Below are 15,873 nucleotides of genomic sequence, written 5' to 3' on the forward strand. Positions count from 1 at the left end.
GACCGAACGGAGGGCGCCCCGCGCTTTTCCGCCTCCCGCCCGCCTTGGCCGAACCGCGCTGACACCCCCCCCCTTTGCCGAACCACCGGCGGCGGGGCGTGTCAGCGGCGGCTTCGCAGAGAGGGCGTTTTTCCGCTTGCGCGGGGCGCTCCCGGCTACTTTTTCACGCCCGCCATCGTCTGATCGACGATGCTGTCCATGGTGTCGGCCGTGAGCATGCCCGCCACGTAGCCGAACACGTTGCCCTTGGCGTCGATCATGAACGTGGTGGGAAACGCCGTCACCCCGTAGGCGGAGAACAGCTGGCCCGTCGTGTCCATGAGCACGGGGTAGGTGATGCCGTGCTCGTCGATGAACGCGCGCAGCTCCGGCTCGCTCACGTCGCTGTTTTGGGGATGCTCGTCGGTCTTGGGGTTGGCGACGCCCAGCACCACCAGATCGCCCTCGTTTCCGCCTCGCTCATGGTAGAGCGCCTCGATGTCGGGGATCTCGCGCTGGCACGGCCCGCACCAGGTGGCCCAGAAGTTGAGGAAGACGGTCTTGCCGCGGTAGTCGGACAGCTTGTGCTCGACGCCGTTCTGGTCGATAAGCGCAAGGTCGGCAAGCGGCGCGGCCACGGCCTCCGACGACCCACCGGCACCTTCGTCGGCTGGACCCTGGCCGGCCGCATCCGCGTTCTGGCCTTCCTTGCCGTCCGCATCCTTGCCGCTGTCAGCGCCCTCCGCGTCCGCCGGCTGCTCCTGCGCGGCCGGCGCCGCGCCGAACGACGACAGATAGCTCGTCACGCCGTTCATCCAGCCCGTCGCGGTCATGACGCCCATGACGATGAGCAGCGCGCCGCCCACCTTCACCGTGTACCGCACCACGTTGCCGTGCGTGCGGAAGAAGCGCAGCACCTCGCCCGTGAACAGGCCCACCGCCAAAAACGGCAGCACGAAGCCCAGCGTGTACACGCCCACGAGCGCAAACCCCGCCGCCGCAGAAGCGCTCGACGACGCCATGAGCAGCACGCTCGCCAGCACCGGACCCACGCACGGCGTCCACGCGAAGCTGAACGTGAAGCCCAACGCCAGCGCCACCAGCGGGTTCATGGCGAACTTGTTCAGGTTGAACGGCAGCCGCCGCTCGGTCTCCACCGCGCGCGCCTTGCCGAACGCGCCCAGCATGTACAGGCCGAACAGCGCCATGATGACGCCCGCCGCCACCGAGAACGCGCGCTGGTTGCCCGTGAAGAACTGCCCGAGCGCCGTGAACCCAAACCCCAGCAGGAAGAACGCAAAGCTCACGCCCACCACGAAGAACACGGTGTTCGCAAGCACCTTCGCGCGCGGGTACTCCACGGTGCCGTCATCCGCCACCTTCCCCGCGCCGCCGGCCAGATAGCCCACGTACAGCGGGATGAGCGGCAGCACGCACGGCGAGAAGAAGCTCAAAAGCCCCTGCGCGAACACGGTGAGCGCCGGAACGCTCGTCTCTAAGGAAAAGCCCATGCGGTCCTCCTTGGGCGGGTCGATGCAAAACGCGTTGCCCTCTTATACAGCACTTCGCCCGCCGAAGGAAGGGCGCATCGCCGATTCGACCGCATGCCCACATGCATGGGCGGGCGCACGCCCCGAAGCGCGCCCTCGGACACCCGCCTTGCAGCCGCCGCGCCCGCCTCGCGACCGGTGCGCGCAGCCGAAGCGCCTCTTGGCGCCCGCCTCACAGCCGACGTCCCTTCCGCAGCCGCCGCACCCGCTCGCAACGCCCCCGAGGGCGGCCGCCCTACCGCTTGAGGCTGCTCAGGATGCCGGCGCGCTTGGGCGGGTCGGGCAGATGGATCATCCGCGGTTCGAAGTCGAACAGCTCGGCGGTGCTCACCACCGAATCCACTTCGAGGCATTTTTTCAGGCACGCGTCGGCGCACAGGTTGCACTGCACGCAATCGGCCACCGAGAACTCCAGGTAGCTGCCCACGCCGTCTTCGGGAACGACCTCGCTTTTCACAAGCGCGCCCGTGGGGCAGAACACCGTGCACATGCCGCACACCGAGCAGCGCTGCGCATCGATGCGCACGCTGCCGAACAGCCGCGTGTCTATCTCGGGCGCCACAGAGGCGCCCAGCGAATCTATCGCGTCGAGCACGCGCATGCGCCGTTCGGGGTTGAACTGGGGAAGCGTGCCCGCATCCGACATGCGCAACCGCTCGCGCAAAGACGGCGCGCCGGCGGCGTCGTTCTTGAACACCATCACCTCGGCCGCCGTGCCCGCCGCGTCCTTGGCGCGCGAGCGGGCGCTCGTGAAGAAGCCGCGGCGCGACTCGCCCAGAAGCTTGCGCTTGTCCTCCAAAAGCGCCTCCTCGGGAAACGCCGAGGCGCGCGTTACCCGGATGTCCGAACCCTGCGCCGCCATGAGGTCGTTCGCCGAGGCCACCACCGCGTCGATGCCGGGGACGTTGCCGCGGAACCGGCATGTGGCGCACGTGCCGTCCACCAGCACGATGTCGCGCACGCCGCGCGCGGCCAAGCCCAGAAGCACGCTCTCCTCCATGCGCGCCAGGCACGGCACCTCGGCGTACTTCGTCGGGTCGCCCACGTGCTTCGACGCGATGCGCGCGCACGCGAACACGGCGGTGCCGCCCGTGTTCGCCACGCCGGCGACCACCGCGGACGCCAGGTCCTCGTCTAAGGGCCGCAGCGGGATGAGCGCCTCGGTGGGGCACGCCGTGGTGCACGCCCCGCAGGCCACGCAGGTCTCGGCATCGAGCGAGAGCACGTTGTCGGCGGCGAACACCGCGCCGGTCGGGCACGCGTCGGCGCACTTCGCGCACGACGAATGCCGGTTTCGCACGGCCACGCAGCGGTCGGAGGCCAGATACACCGCCTTGCTCTCCAGAGCCTCGGCCACTTCCACGATGTCTACGAGATTGGGCATGTCACTTCTCCAAAAACGACTCTTCTATGCCGCGCAGCTCCTCGGGCGTGTTGGCGTTGATGAAGCAGCCGCCCATGGGCTCGGCCTCCAGCACGCGGCTCTGCGGGAACTCGAACACCTCCACGTTCGGAAGGAACGACTGAGCGCTGCGCTCCCCCCGGTCGAGCGCGGCCCGCACGGCCAGCAGGCACGCATCGCGACGGTACAGGGCGTGGAACGGCTCGTAGCCGTGCTTGTTCACCGGCACCACCGCGTCGGCGCCAGACTCGTTCATGGCCAGCGCCTCGGCCACCACCAACGACGGGGACGCGAACACCATGTCGCAGGCCACCACGGCAACGTAGGGGTTGCGCGCCGCGCGCAGCGCCGTGTACAGGCCGGGCAGCGCGCCGCGGAAGTCCAGCTCGTCGCGCACCAGCTGGATGCCCAAGCCCGGGAACTCCTCGTGCAGAAACGCCAGGTTCTCAGGCTCGTTGGTGGTGATGACCAGGTCGTCGGCGGCCGGAGCCAAGCGCTCGACCAGCCGGCAGATGAGCGGACGACCGGCGAAAGGCACCGTCGCCTTGCTGCGCCCCATGCGACGGCTCTCGCCCCCCGCTTGGATGACCACCGTCACGCGCGGCCGCGCGTAGTGGCCTTGGATGAAATCCGCCAGCGCGGCCACATCGTCCAAATCGAACGCGGGAATGCCGTAGATCGATGCGGCCTCGCGCGCCTCGGCGATATCGGTGACGACGGCCACGGTCCGCGCGCCGGGCATTTTGTTCGAGACGTCCCCATGGTCGGGGCGTTGCACGGCAAAGCGATCCCCGACCCCCGCAGAACACGCATGCGAAGCGCCCTGCGAAACCTCGCCGGCAGAAGGACCCTCGCTCAACGGCGCGTCCTCACGCGCGAGTTGCGTGAAGTCGGCGCCCAAAGGCCAGCCCCGGCGCGCGCCCTCGGCGAACACGGCGGCCACGCGGGAATCGGCCTCGCTGCCTGCGCGCATGATCTCGATGGTGGGCAGCCCGCTTTTGCGGTACCCCTCCACCACCACCACGTCGTGCCCCGGCATGCCGCGCACGATGTCGGCGCACTCCAACTCGCCTTCCACCGTCTTGATGCACGCCATCTGACCCGGCGCCGCTATCACCGTCTCGCTTGCGCCGGCGGCGCGGTGACGGTAGGAATCCTTGCCGGGAATGTCGATGTCGAAGCCCACATGGCTGTGGTGCTTCACGCTGCCCACGTCCAAACCCCGGCTCACCAGCTCGGCGATCAGCTTCTCTATAAGCGTGGTCTTTCCTGAGTTGTGCCGCCCGACCACCGACACGGCCGGGCTGGGAATATTCACCATGCGCGCCCCCTCTTTGCTCGGCGCCCAGTATAGCAGAAGCCGCGCGCGACACGGGCGCGCCGCACGGCCCCCTTCCCCAGCGGCCCATGCGAGATGTTTCCCGAAAAACGGCCAAGTTCCCCAGTTATGAGTCTTTTTTCGACGCCATGCCCGGTTTCTCTCACGAAACGCGCAAAACGCCGTTTGCGAACCACCTGGTCAGAAATTCTAAGTTGCAAAATATCTGATGCTGGCGTCGGAGAAAGGACTCATAACTTGGGAACTTGGGACTCATAACTGGGGAACTTGGCCATTTTTCGGGAAACATCTTGCACGAGCCTGCTCAACGCGCGCCTCAAGCCGGATCTTGGACCGCGCACCACCGAAGCTAAGCCGACCGCCCCGAACGCGGCAACCGCAGCAGGCCCACAGCTTGCGGCCCGTGGCGGGTTCGTAGCTCGCAGCTCGCGGCTCACGGCGGATCCGCGGCGAACTCGCGGCGGGCGGGGCGAAGGCAAAGGCAGGTTTTCGCCGTAGGAGCTTCGCCGAAAAAATATGTTGATATTTCATGGAGGGCGGTGCTATACTGGACCTCGCTTTACAAAGGCTTGATGCTTTCGTAAAGAAAAGGGTTCTGCTTTTGGAGGGGAGCGGAACCCTTCTTCTTGCTTTCGGGACGGCGACGTCCCGATTTTTTTTGCCCGCACCCGGCTATCCCCGCAAACGCTCCTACACCTCGCGACGGCCCTCGAGGGCGCGGCCGAGCGTCACCTCGTCAGCGAACTCGAGGTCGCCGCCTACGGGCAGGCCGCTCGCGGGACGGGTGACGCGGATGCCGAGCGGCTTGATGAGGCGGGCCAGGTAGGCGGCCGTCGTCTCGCCCTCCACATTGGGGTTCGTGGCCAGCACCACTTCGCGCACCTCCTCGGAGGCAAGGCGCTTCATGAGCTCGGCGATGCGCAGGTTGTCCGGCCCGATGCCCTCCAAGGGCGAGAGCGCCCCGCCCAGCACGTGGTACACGCCGTCGTAGACGGCGGTGCGCTCGATGGGAGGGATGTCGCGCGGCTCGCTGACCACGCAGATGACGCCCGCGTCGCGCTTTGGCGACCGGCAGATCTCGCACAGGTCGTCCTCGGCGTAGTTGAAGCAGCGCTCGCAGAAGCGCACCTGGTCCTTCACCTCCGCAATGGCCTCCGCCAAGCGCAGCGCCGTCGCCTTGTCGGCGTTGAGGATCCAATAGGCTATCCGCTGGGCGGACTTCGGCCCTACGCCGGGAAGACGCTCCAGCTCGTCGAGCAGCTTCTGGATGGACGGTGCCGCGTACATGAAAACCCCGCCTCCGGCCTACATGAGGCCCGGGATGTTGAGACCGCCCGTGGCGGCGTTCAGACGCTGGGAGCTCAGCTCGGACACGCCGCGCAGCGCCTCGTTCACAGCCGCGGTCACCATGTCCTGCAGCATCTCCACGTCCTCGGGATCCACAGCCTCCGGATCAATGACGATGCTGGTCACGGACATATCGCCCGACGCGACCACCTTGACCATGCCGCCTCCGGCGGTGGCCTCGAACGTCATGTCCTTGATCTCCTCCTGGGCCTTGGCCAGCTCGAGCTGCATCTTCTGCGCCTGCTTCATCATGGCGCCCATGTTGCCCATGCCGCCTCCGGGGAACCCGCCTCGTTTCGCCATCGTCATCTCCTATCTGTCGTCGTCTCCTGCGCCGCGCGCATGCGACGGCGGCTTTCGCAGCGGTTTTCGCGCGAAGGTCATTCTCTCACTTCTTCGACAACTACGCCATCGCCGAATCCTGCGGCCAGGATGGCCTGCAGGTCGGCGGAGTCGGCCGGACCGGCAGGCGAAGGGGCCGCGCCCGGAGCCGCAGGCGCCTGGGGGACGGCCGCAGGCGGAGTCGCAGGGGCCGGCGCGGGTGCGGGAGCTGGCGCGGGCGGAGCCGCAGACGCCGTCGGAACGGGCGTGGCTGCCGGGGCGGACGCCGAGGCAGGGGCGGACGAGGCAACCGGAGCGGACGCCGATGCCGAGGCGGCAGAACGCTCCGACGGGGCCGAAACGGTTGCCGGAACCGAAGCAGACGCGGACCCCGATGTCGGGGCCGGAGCGAGCGCAACCGCAGGCGACGGAACAGGCGCGGACGGGGCCGGGACGCCGTAATCCGATTCGTCCGGAACGGGCGCGTCCGCATCGTCGTAGGGAACCTGATCGTCTGAGAAGGGCGGAACCTCGCGCGAAGCGGCGGGGGCTGCGGCTTGAACCTCGGGGGCCGGCGCGGGGGCGGAAGCGGGCGGCACGAGCTGGGTCGTCGCAGGGGCGGCGGGGGCCGGCGCGGGATCCGAACGGCGTTCGGGCGCAACGGACGAGGGGGCCGACACCGGCTGAGCGGTCGGCTCGGGGGCCGGCGCCGTCGGCACCGGCGCAGCGGAGGCGCCGCCGGCCTGCACGTAGGCGAACGGAATCGCCTCGCCGCACGCTTGCGCGAGGGCGGCGGACACGGCCTGCTGCACGTCGGGCTTTTGCACGGCTTTGTACGCGAACGCGTTCTCGGCCGGGAACTCTATCGAAAGCACGCGCTTGCCGGCGTCGTAGGCGGCCTTCGCATTGAGGAAGAGCACCCCGTAGGCGGCCTTCTCCTTCTTGAGGGCCGACAGCGCGGCCTGCCAGATGCGCTGGAGCGCTGCGGGATTCTGCAGGCTCTCGCCCAACTCCGGGGAAACCCCTCCGCCGCCAGCTGGAGCTGCGGCGGGAGACGGCGACGAGGCGGGAACGGCTGAGGCCGGGACGGAAGCCACGTCCGAGGCCGCGGGAGCGGGCGCTGTCGGAACGGGCGCTTGCGGGGCGGGAGCGGATGCCGGAGGAGCGGCCTGGGTTCGATCTTGCGAAACCGGCTGCGGAGCAGCTGCGGACACAGCGGCAGCGGACTGCGCGGCAGCCGCGGCGGACTGCGGGATGAACCCGGCCGCAGCGGGCTGCGGGGCGGGCACGGCCGCAGCGGGCTCCGACGGCGCCGACGGCGCCACCGCAGGCGCCATCCCCGCCGCCGCAGGGACAGGCGCGGCCCCCGCCGTTGCAACGTTCGCCGCTCCCGCGCTCGTCACGTGCGCCACCGCCGAGTAGCCGCTCTCCAACGCCTCCACGCGCTCGGCCAGCGCCTCCAGCGTGAGGTCGGAATCCGGCCGCACCATGCGCGTGAGCGCTATCTCGAACGACAGGCGCGGGTTCGTGGACGTTTTCAGCTCCGCGGACAAATCGCCCAGCACCCCCAGCAGCCGCGAGAGGCGGTCGGGTCCAAACAGCGGCAGCTCGCTCGCCAGCTCGCGCCGCTCCGTATCCCCCACCTCCAGCGCCACGTCGGCGTCGGTGAGCGCCATAACGTACAGGTTGCGCACGTGCTCGGCCAGATCGCGTGCAAACTGAGCGAGGTCGGCGCCCGTCTCCACGAACTCAGCCGTCCAGCGGAAGCACCCCGCCACGTCCCGCGTGCCAATGGCTCGCACGATCTCGGCGAGATCGTTGGTGTCCACGCCGCCCAGCATGCGCTCGGCCACTTCCAGCGTGACCTTCCCCTCGCCAAACGCGATGAGCTGCTCGAGCGAGGTGAGCGCGTTGCGCATGCCGCCCTCGGCCCGGTGCGCCACAAGGTCGAGCGCCTCGCCTTCGAACTCCACGCCCTCGGACACGCACACCGCGCCCAGACGCGACACGAGCGCCTCCTGCGAGATGCGCCGAAAATCGAAGCGCTGGCAGCGCGAATGAATCGTCTCGGGAACCTTCTGCGGGTCGGTGGTGGCCAAGACGAACACCACATGGCTTGGCGGCTCCTCAAGCGTCTTCAGCAGCGCGTTGAACGCCGCCGTGGACAGCATGTGCACCTCGTCGATGATGTATATCTTGTAGCGCCCGCGCGTGGGGGCGAACTGCACGCGGCCGATGATCTCCTCGCGCACGTTCTCCACGCCGGTGCGGCTGGCGGCGTCCAGCTCGTAGACATCCGGGTGCTCGCCGTTGGCGATCATCTCGCAGTCCTCGCACGTGCCGTCGGGCTCGGGCGTGGGCCCGTGCTCGCACAGAAGCGCCTTGGCCAGCAGGCGCGCCGTGGTGGTCTTGCCCGTGCCGCGCGGGCCGGTGAACAGGTAGGCGTGGCTCACCTTGTCCTGCTCGATGGCGTTTTTGATGGTGCGCTCGATGTGCTCCTGGCCGACCACGTCCTCGAAGATCTGCGGCCGGTACTTCCTGTATAGTGCTTCCGACATGGGAAAATCGCCCTCCACGCGCATGCTGTCGGGCAGCGGGCGCGCCCCCTGCCCAAATCATCGGTCCTCCCTATTATATCGGCAACCGCGCACGACCGCGGAGGGCGCCGTCAAGCACACAGCATCAGCAGCCCGCGCCCGGCAACCCCGCCCCGCCGCCTGTCCGGCCGCACCACGAAAAACGGGCGGAGCCTCCGCCCCGCCCGTTTTCGACCCAGCTTGCCGCGCCGCGCGACCGCATGCTACTCGGCCTCGGCGTCCGTCCCGGCCCGTTTCGCCTTGCGCGAGCCCATGGCCGCCTTGATCGCGCCGATGATGGCGGGAGCCACCGACACGGCCACAATGCCCAGCACGATCACCTCGAAGTGCTCCTGCACAAGCGGAATGCCGCCGAAGAAGTACCCCACCAGCACGAACAAGCTCACCCACGTGATGCCGCCGATGCAGTTGAACAGCGTGAACTTTCCGAAGTTCATATGCCCCGTGCCCGCGATGAACGGAGCGAACGTGCGGAAAAACGGCATGAAGCGCGTGATGACGATGGTGAGGCCGCCGTACCTCTCGAAAAAGTGGTCGAGTTTCGCCATGCGCTCGGGCGTGAGCGCCTTCACCTTGCCGGAGTCGATGATGCGCTTGCCGAAGAAGCGCGCTATCCAGTAGTTCGAGGTGTTGCCCAAAATAGCCGCCACGTAGAACACGATGAGCGTCGCCCAAATGTTGAGCCCTCCCCCGTCGGCCGAGAACACGCCCGCCGCGAACAGCAGCGAGTCGCCGGGGAGGAACGGGAAGAACACCAAGCCCGTTTCCACGAACACGATGAGGAACAGCGGCGTGTACACCCACACCGCGCCCAGCGCCACAATCCAGCCGGCGATGGCGCCACGCGGATCGGATAGCAGGTTGACGAAGAAGTCGATGATTTCCATGAGCGCCTTTCAGCTCCAAGACGCGCGATGCGCGCCGCATCCGGCGCGCGGCGGCGTTGTTGCCGCAAGCGTCCTCGTACGCAGAAGTATCCCGGATGGGCGGGAGCGCTCGTCAGCGGTCCCTTATGGCTGCTTCCTCCCGGACCTGACCAGGTTCGGAACATGGCGCCGCCCCGGCCCATCCGGGATACTCCCGTGCATGCCACGCATGCGAGGTCCCAGTATAGCCGATGCGCGCAAGCCCCGTTCGGCCTCCGCCGCCGAAGCGACCAAAAGCACATAGTCCCCAAGCGGATTTTACACCGGCTTTACACGGTGCGCTGCGCATCGCGCAGAAGGCCCTCCACGCCCGACGCCACGGCCACGCTCGCCATGCGCGCCAGCTCCTCAAGCGGCATCTCCGAATCGTTGGCCAGCAAGTGCTGCATAACCGACAGCAGCCCCGCGCTGAAAAACGACACCGCGTACGGAAGGCGCGGACCCAGCGCAGCGGCCATGCCCAGTGCGTCGTCGGCGATGATGGCCTCGGTGAGCGGGCGCTCTATCTTGCGCAAAAGCAGGTCGGAGGACAGATGCGCAAACGTCAGCCCGCTCGCCTCGAACTGCTCCATGAGCGCCACGCTCACACGCGAGAAGAGATCGGCCACATCCATACGCTCCCCGAGCGCGAACGCCTCTTCACGCACGATGGCCACGCGCCACTCGGCCTCCTCGCGGACGATCTCGTCCACCACGTCGTCCACCGAAGCGTAGTGCAGGTAGAACGTCTTGCGGTCGATGTCGGCCTCGCGCGCCACGGCAGCCACGGTCACCTTGTCGAAGGCACGCTCCTGCACCAGTTTGAGGACCGCAGCATGAACGGCCGCCTTAGTGCGGGCGACCCGCCGATCCTGCGCGCGCCCGCCGCGTTTCGCCGCCGGTCCGCGCTCGCCGCGCCGCGTCGCCTGCGCGCAACCGTTGCGGCGCGTCGCGCCCGCCGCTGCGCCCGGCCGCCCGTCCGGCCCGTCCCCCGCTGCGCCCGATTGTCCGTCCGACCCGTCCCCCGCTGCGCCCGGCTGCCTTTTCAGCGCATCCTCCGCCGCCGAGTCTTCAGAGCCTTCCATCGTTGCGCCCCACTTTCCGCCGGATCTGGGGAATAACCCCCATCCGAATCGAAACTGGCAATTGCCCGTCACCTCCCCGTCACTATAATCGTCATAAGATGAATAATCAACATTTGTGGAAAATATAGAAGCACGAAAGGAGCGATGAGCATGAAAGCGACCGACCAGATCAAACGCGCCGCGCTCGACAAGACGCTCGACTACTTCCTGAAGGACCCCGAGGCCAACACCGTCAAGATCATGGACCTACTGGACAAAGTGGCGCCCGCCGACCTGTTCCCCAGCCAGCGCGCGGCGTTCCGCAACGCCATCGACCAGAAAAACAACTGGTACCAGCTCATCATGAAGATCATGGATTTGAATCCCGTCGTGCGCGATAACCTGGTGAAGACCTTCGTCATCGACGGCAACCTGATGGCCTGGCCCAAGCAGGAGGCCATGCGCGAGAAGTACCAGTGCAACATCCCCTGGGCCGTGCTCATGGACCCCACAAGCGCCTGCAACCTGCACTGCACCGGCTGCTGGGCCGCCGAGTACGGCCACAAGGAGAACCTGACCCTGGAAGAGCTTGACTCCATCATCCGCCAGGGCAAAGAGCTGGGCACCTACGTGTACATCTACACCGGAGGCGAGCCCTTGGTGCGCAAGCGCGACCTCATCGCGCTGTGCGAGCAGCACGCTGACTGCACCTTCCTCTCGTTCACCAACGCCACGCTCATCGACGAGGACTTCTGCCAGGACATGCTGCGCGTGAAAAACTTCATTCCCGCCATCAGCGTTGAAGGCTTCGAGGAGGCCACCGACGGACGGCGCGGCCAGGGCACCTACGCCAAGGTGGCTGCAGCCATGGGGCTTCTGCGCGAACACGGGCTGCCCTTCGGCGTGTCGTGCTGCTACACCTCGGCCAACGCCGAGTCCATCGCGTCGGAGGAGTTCTTCGACTGGCTCATCGACCAGGGCGCGCTGTTCTGCTGGATCTTCTCTTACTTCCCCGTGGGGGTGGATTCGCCAGCCGAGCTCATGGCCACTGCCGCCCAGCGCGAGCACCTGTACCGTTTCGTGCGAAAGATGCGCGACACCAAGCCGCTCTTCACGCTCGACTTCCAAAACGACGGCGAGTTCGTGGGCGGCTGCATAGCCGGCGGGCGGCGCTACCTGCACATCAACGCCGCCGGCGACGTGGAGCCCTGCGTATTCGCCCACTACTCCAACGCGAACATCCGAGAGGTGAGCCTCCTCGACGCGCTGCGCTCGCCCATCTTCATGGAGTACTACGAGGGCCAGCCTTTCAACGACAACCTGCTGCGTCCCTGCCCCATCTACGAGAACAGCGGCTGTTTGACCGAGATGGTAAAGCGCAGCGGTGCGCACTCCACCGACCTGCAGCATGAGGAGACCGCCGCCGACCTGTGCGCCAAAACGGAAAAGGCGTGCGAGGAATGGAAGCCGGTGGCCGAGCGCCTGTGGGGCGATCCGGACGATCCGCAGTTCGCCAAACGCCACGACCCCGGCCAGGGCATGGCCGACACCGACAAGGCAAAGTTCGCACGCATGGGCCGCACGCGCAAGCCTTTGGAGGACGGCGAATAGGAGCAACCGGCCGACGAGCCATGCCCTCCGCCCCGCAGCAAGAAACGGACACGGCATGGGGCCATGGGGGGGCAGTCCCCGGAATTTTGACGGAGCGCGGGCGCTGCCTCAGCCCGGCATGGCAAGGGGTCATGAGCGCAACCTCCGCAACTCGACAAGGCGCGAACGCTGCCTCGACTTGGCATGGCGAAGGACCACGGGGCAAACTCCGAGTCTCGACAAGGCACGGGTGCCGCCTTGACCCAGCACGGCGGGATTTGCGCGCAGAGCCTTCAAAATGCACGTTTTCAGGCTCGAGTGGTCAAAAACGGCGTAAGTCGGGGATTTTTGAGGCTTTCGCTCCGCAGCGGCTCACGACGACCTGGGCTTTTACGGAGACATACATGGCAACAACCCGAAATATCCCCCGACTTACGCTGTTTTTGACCACGCGAGGGGATTTTGCGCGTTTTTCCCTCTCCGGAGGGCACGAGCAGGAAGCAAACGCCGCCCGCAGCAAAGCGGGGTCCGCCTCACAACGTGCGACAGACGAAAGATGATCGGACGAAAGCGCAAATGGGATGTGCAGGCAGATGGGGTGTGAGAGCAGGCGAAAGCGCAGGCGAAATGCGCGAGCAAACGGAGGCGCAGGCGGGATGTGCAGGCAGATGGAATGTGCGAGCAAACGGAGGCGCAGATGGGAGGTGCAAGCAGATAGGATGCACAAGCAGATAAGACGCGCGAGCAGGCGAAAGCAACGGCATGACGCGCACGCAGGCGAAGGCGCGAGGCGGCTGCGCACGAAGGGGCCGACCTTCGCGCGAAAACGCAGGTCGGCCCCTAGCAGCGCGCCGTCACTCGACGCCGTGCGACTCGAACAAGACGAGCACCGCTTTCGCGCTCATCTTCTGGGCGATAAGCTGGTTGCTCGTCGAACCGCGCAGCCGACCCTCGGCACGACGGCTCTCGATCAGCGCCGCCACTCGATCGTATTCGGCTTGCGTGGCCTCGTGGGCATCCTCGTACGCCGCCAACTTGGCGAGCGCGGCGCCCACGTCGTCCACCTCCACATCCCCCGACTCCGTTACGCGTGTCAGCCTCATACGCTCCTCCTTTCCCGCAAGGCGGCCGCCTTGGAAACGCGGCCGCCTTGTTGCAGCCTACAAGGTGCGGAGGCTCACCTCTTTGAGCTGGCGGCCGGAAACGGCGCTCGGCGCGCCGGTCATGGGATCGCTTGCGGAGCTGGTCTTGGGGAACGCGATGACGTCGCGGATGGAGTCCTTCCCCGCCAGCAGCATGACCAAACGGTCGAGGCCCAGCGCGATGCCGCCGTGCGGCGGGGCGCCCAGCTCGAGCGCGCGGATAAGGTGGCCGAACTTCTCGTCAATCTCCTCGTCGGACAAGCCGCACACGCGCAGCACGCGGCGCTGCTCCTCGGCGCTGTGGATACGGATGGTGCCGCCACCCACCTCGAAGCCGTCCATGACCAGGTCGTAGCTGTAGCTGCCGCAGGCCAGCGGGTCGCTTTCGATCTTGTCCAGGTCCTCGTCCAACACGTGCGTGAACGGATGGTGCTCGGCGGCGTACTTCTTCTCGTCCTCGTCGTACTTGAACATGGGGAAGTTCACCACCCACAAAAGCGCATGGCCCTCGCGCGGAACGTTCAGCAGATCGGCCATGCGCAGGCGCAGTGCGGAAAGGACCGCGCACGCCACCTCGTAGGTGTCGGCCGCGAACAGCAGCAAATCGCCCGGCTCCACGTCCATGGCTTGCTTGAGCGCCGCCCACTCCTCGTCGGAGAAGAACTTCTTGATGGGGCTTTTCTCCTGGCCGTCAGTGGTGAAGGCCACCCAGGCCATGCCCTTCGCGCCGTTTTCGGCGGCGATGTCGGCCAACTTCTCCACCTCGCCGCGGCTCCAGTCGCCCGCGCCCTTGGCGTTGATGGCCTTCACCACGCCACCGGAGTTCGCCACGCTCGAGAACACTTTGAAGCCCGTGTCCTTCACGATGTCGGTGAGGTCCTTGAGCTCCATGCCGAAACGCGTGTCCGGGCGGTCGTTGCCGAAGCGCTCCATGGCCTCGGCGTAGGGCATGCGCTCAAGCGGGAACGCATGCTCCACACCCACCGCGCGCAAGGTTTCGGCCATGACGTCCTCCATGAGGTTCATCACGTCCTCGCCCTGCACGAAGGACATCTCTATGTCCACCTGCGTGAACTCGGGCTGGCGGTCGGCTCGCAGGTCCTCGTCGCGAAAGCACCGCGCAATCTGGTAGTAGCGCTCGATGCCGGCGCACATGAGCATCTGCTTGAACTGCTGGGGGCTTTGCGGCAGCGCATAGAACTTGCCCGGGTTCGGGCGGCTCGGCACGATGTAGTCGCGCGCGCCCTCGGGCGTGGAGTTGGCCAGGATGGGGGTTTCCACCTCCAGGAAGCCGCGCTCGTTGAGCGCGCCGCGCATGGCCTGGGCCACCGTGTGACGCAGGTGCAGGGCCCGATACATCTCGGGACGGCGCAGGTCCAGGTAGCGCCACTTCATGCGGGTGGTTTCGTCGGTCTCGATGCCGTCTTCGATGGAGAAGTGCGGCGTGACCGATGTGTTCAGCACCTCAAGCGCGCTGGCAAGCACCTCGATTTCGCCGGTGGCCATGTTCGGGTTCACCGCGTCGACGGCACGCTCGCGCACCGTGCCCGTCACCTTCAGCACGTACTCGCGGCCGAGGTGCTCGGCTTTGGCGAAGTCTTCCGCGCTCACGCAATCGGGGTCGACCACCACCTGCGTGTAGCCCTCGCGGTCGCGCAGGTCGCAGAAGATGAGGCCGCCGTGGTCGCGGTTGTGCCACGCCCAGCCCGTGAGCACGACCTCGCGGCCGACGTCGGTTTTGCGCAGCTCGCCGCAGGTGGCGGTGTGCATGCAGTATTCGTTCTTCAAATCTGCCATGATGCTTTTCTCTTCTCCTTGCAAACTATGTTGGCGCCCCGCCCACGCGATGCGCGCGTTGCGCAGGCGGAAAACGTTGCCTCAAACTGCGTTATTGTACGACACCGACCGCAAGCGCGCAGGTCGCATTCGCCATTTCATGCAAAATGCGCGGGGCGGGAAGGCAAGCGCGTCCGGCGCCGCGCCGACGGACGCTATGCGTCCTGACCGAACTCAGCGTCAAGGTACACGCAGTTCACACCGTTGTTCGCGCACAACGCTTGCAGCTTTTTATCCAACGTGAACAATGTGGCGCCCAGCCGTCGCGCAAGAACGAAATAGAACAAGTCGTACGTCGAGTGCTGTAGCCTGTTCGATTCTCCCGACACTTCCACCCACGAGCCTTTATCGTCGACGAATTCGTCAACGGAGGCAAACGCGCGCATGCCGCACCGAATTGCCTGCTCCTGCGAAAGATATCCACCGCGCACGTACTTCGACAAGACGTGCGTCACCTCGTAACAGAACAACTCAGGCGCATATGTTTTTTCACCCTTCAAAAGCAGCATCTTCAACCCTGCGCCGTCTTGGGTGCCCATCGCCATTTCAAGGGCGGCGTTGCAGTCCAGAACAATCACGCTTTCACCGCCCCTCCCGACATCACCGAAGAGAGGGCCTCGAACGCAACGTCACGCTCGTCGCGCACCTGCCGCAGCATCTCAACGGCACTGGGCAAATCCTTGGGAAGATCAGCGCGCTCTTCTTCCGCCTGCCGGAACAGCTCCTCGCGGCGTTTGGCGCGGGCGGCTCGCTCGGCTTCGGTGTCCACCGTTGCCGCAAACGGCGGCGACGCATAACGCA

At 66.7% G+C, this 15,873-nt stretch carries 12 protein-coding genes, 1 other RNA gene and 1 pseudogene; 1 reads left to right on the plus strand and 13 read right to left on the minus strand.

The features are described 5' to 3' along the window. Positions 1-155: 155 nt before the first annotated feature. From ACWKY3_RS13610 to ACWKY3_RS13650, 9 genes are all read right to left on the minus strand, one after another. Positions 156-1,490, minus strand: a complete 1,335-nt coding sequence (locus tag ACWKY3_RS13610; protein WP_449316935.1) for a redoxin domain-containing protein — start codon at positions 1,488-1,490, stop codon at positions 156-158. 274 nt (positions 1,491-1,764) lie between these two features. Then, positions 1,765-2,913, minus strand: coding sequence for a 4Fe-4S binding protein (locus tag ACWKY3_RS13615; RefSeq protein ID WP_449316936.1), 1,149 nt, complete (start codon positions 2,911-2,913; stop codon positions 1,765-1,767). 1 nt (position 2,914) lies between these two features. Further along, positions 2,915-4,252 (minus strand): molybdopterin-guanine dinucleotide biosynthesis protein B, encoded by a 1,338-nt coding sequence (gene mobB / locus ACWKY3_RS13620; RefSeq protein ID WP_449316937.1) that lies wholly within the window; start codon positions 4,250-4,252, stop codon positions 2,915-2,917. Between the two features lie 708 nt (positions 4,253-4,960). Further along, positions 4,961-5,557, minus strand: a complete 597-nt coding sequence (gene recR, locus ACWKY3_RS13625) for a recombination mediator RecR (protein ID WP_449316938.1) — start codon at positions 5,555-5,557, stop codon at positions 4,961-4,963. Between the two features lie 18 nt (positions 5,558-5,575). Continuing rightward, the gene (locus ACWKY3_RS13630) at positions 5,576-5,920 is read right to left on the minus strand and encodes a YbaB/EbfC family nucleoid-associated protein (protein WP_449316939.1); all 345 of its coding nucleotides are present in this window, start codon (positions 5,918-5,920) and stop codon (positions 5,576-5,578) included. Positions 5,921-5,997: 77 nt separating this feature from the next. After that, positions 5,998-8,496 (minus strand): DNA polymerase III subunit gamma/tau, encoded by a 2,499-nt coding sequence (gene dnaX / locus ACWKY3_RS13635; protein WP_449316940.1) that lies wholly within the window; start codon positions 8,494-8,496, stop codon positions 5,998-6,000. A gap of 242 nt (positions 8,497-8,738) precedes the next feature. Further along, on the minus strand, positions 8,739-9,422 hold the full coding sequence (locus ACWKY3_RS13640; RefSeq protein ID WP_449316941.1) for a VTT domain-containing protein: 684 nt from the start codon (positions 9,420-9,422) through the stop codon (positions 8,739-8,741). 89 nt (positions 9,423-9,511) lie between these two features. Next, an RNA gene (gene ffs / locus ACWKY3_RS13645) (signal recognition particle sRNA small type) lies at positions 9,512-9,607 on the minus strand. A gap of 123 nt (positions 9,608-9,730) precedes the next feature. After that, the gene (locus ACWKY3_RS13650) at positions 9,731-10,525 is read right to left on the minus strand and encodes a TetR family transcriptional regulator (RefSeq protein WP_449316942.1); all 795 of its coding nucleotides are present in this window, start codon (positions 10,523-10,525) and stop codon (positions 9,731-9,733) included. A gap of 150 nt (positions 10,526-10,675) precedes the next feature. Between ACWKY3_RS13650 and ACWKY3_RS13655 the strand changes: the two genes are divergently transcribed. Further along, positions 10,676-12,115 (plus strand): radical SAM protein, encoded by a 1,440-nt coding sequence (locus ACWKY3_RS13655; RefSeq protein ID WP_449316946.1) that lies wholly within the window; start codon positions 10,676-10,678, stop codon positions 12,113-12,115. An 833-nt stretch (positions 12,116-12,948) separates the two neighbouring features. On the opposite strand, the gene ACWKY3_RS13660 is transcribed toward ACWKY3_RS13655, so the two are convergent. The 4 genes and pseudogenes from ACWKY3_RS13660 to ACWKY3_RS13675 form a co-directional block, all read right to left on the minus strand. Further along, positions 12,949-13,197 (minus strand): hypothetical protein, encoded by a 249-nt coding sequence (locus ACWKY3_RS13660; protein ID WP_449316943.1) that lies wholly within the window; start codon positions 13,195-13,197, stop codon positions 12,949-12,951. Positions 13,198-13,254: 57 nt separating this feature from the next. Further along, positions 13,255-15,033, minus strand: a complete 1,779-nt coding sequence (aspS, locus tag ACWKY3_RS13665; RefSeq protein WP_449316944.1) for an aspartate--tRNA ligase — start codon at positions 15,031-15,033, stop codon at positions 13,255-13,257. Between the two features lie 194 nt (positions 15,034-15,227). Continuing rightward, positions 15,228-15,650 (minus strand): type II toxin-antitoxin system VapC family toxin, encoded by a 423-nt coding sequence (locus ACWKY3_RS13670; protein WP_449316945.1) that lies wholly within the window; start codon positions 15,648-15,650, stop codon positions 15,228-15,230. Then, positions 15,647-15,873 (minus strand): annotated as a pseudogene (locus ACWKY3_RS13675) (hypothetical protein); the annotation flags it as partial. The pseudogene ACWKY3_RS13675 and the gene ACWKY3_RS13670, both read right to left, overlap by 4 nt.

It is taken from the genome of Rubneribacter sp. (assembly GCF_965361815.1).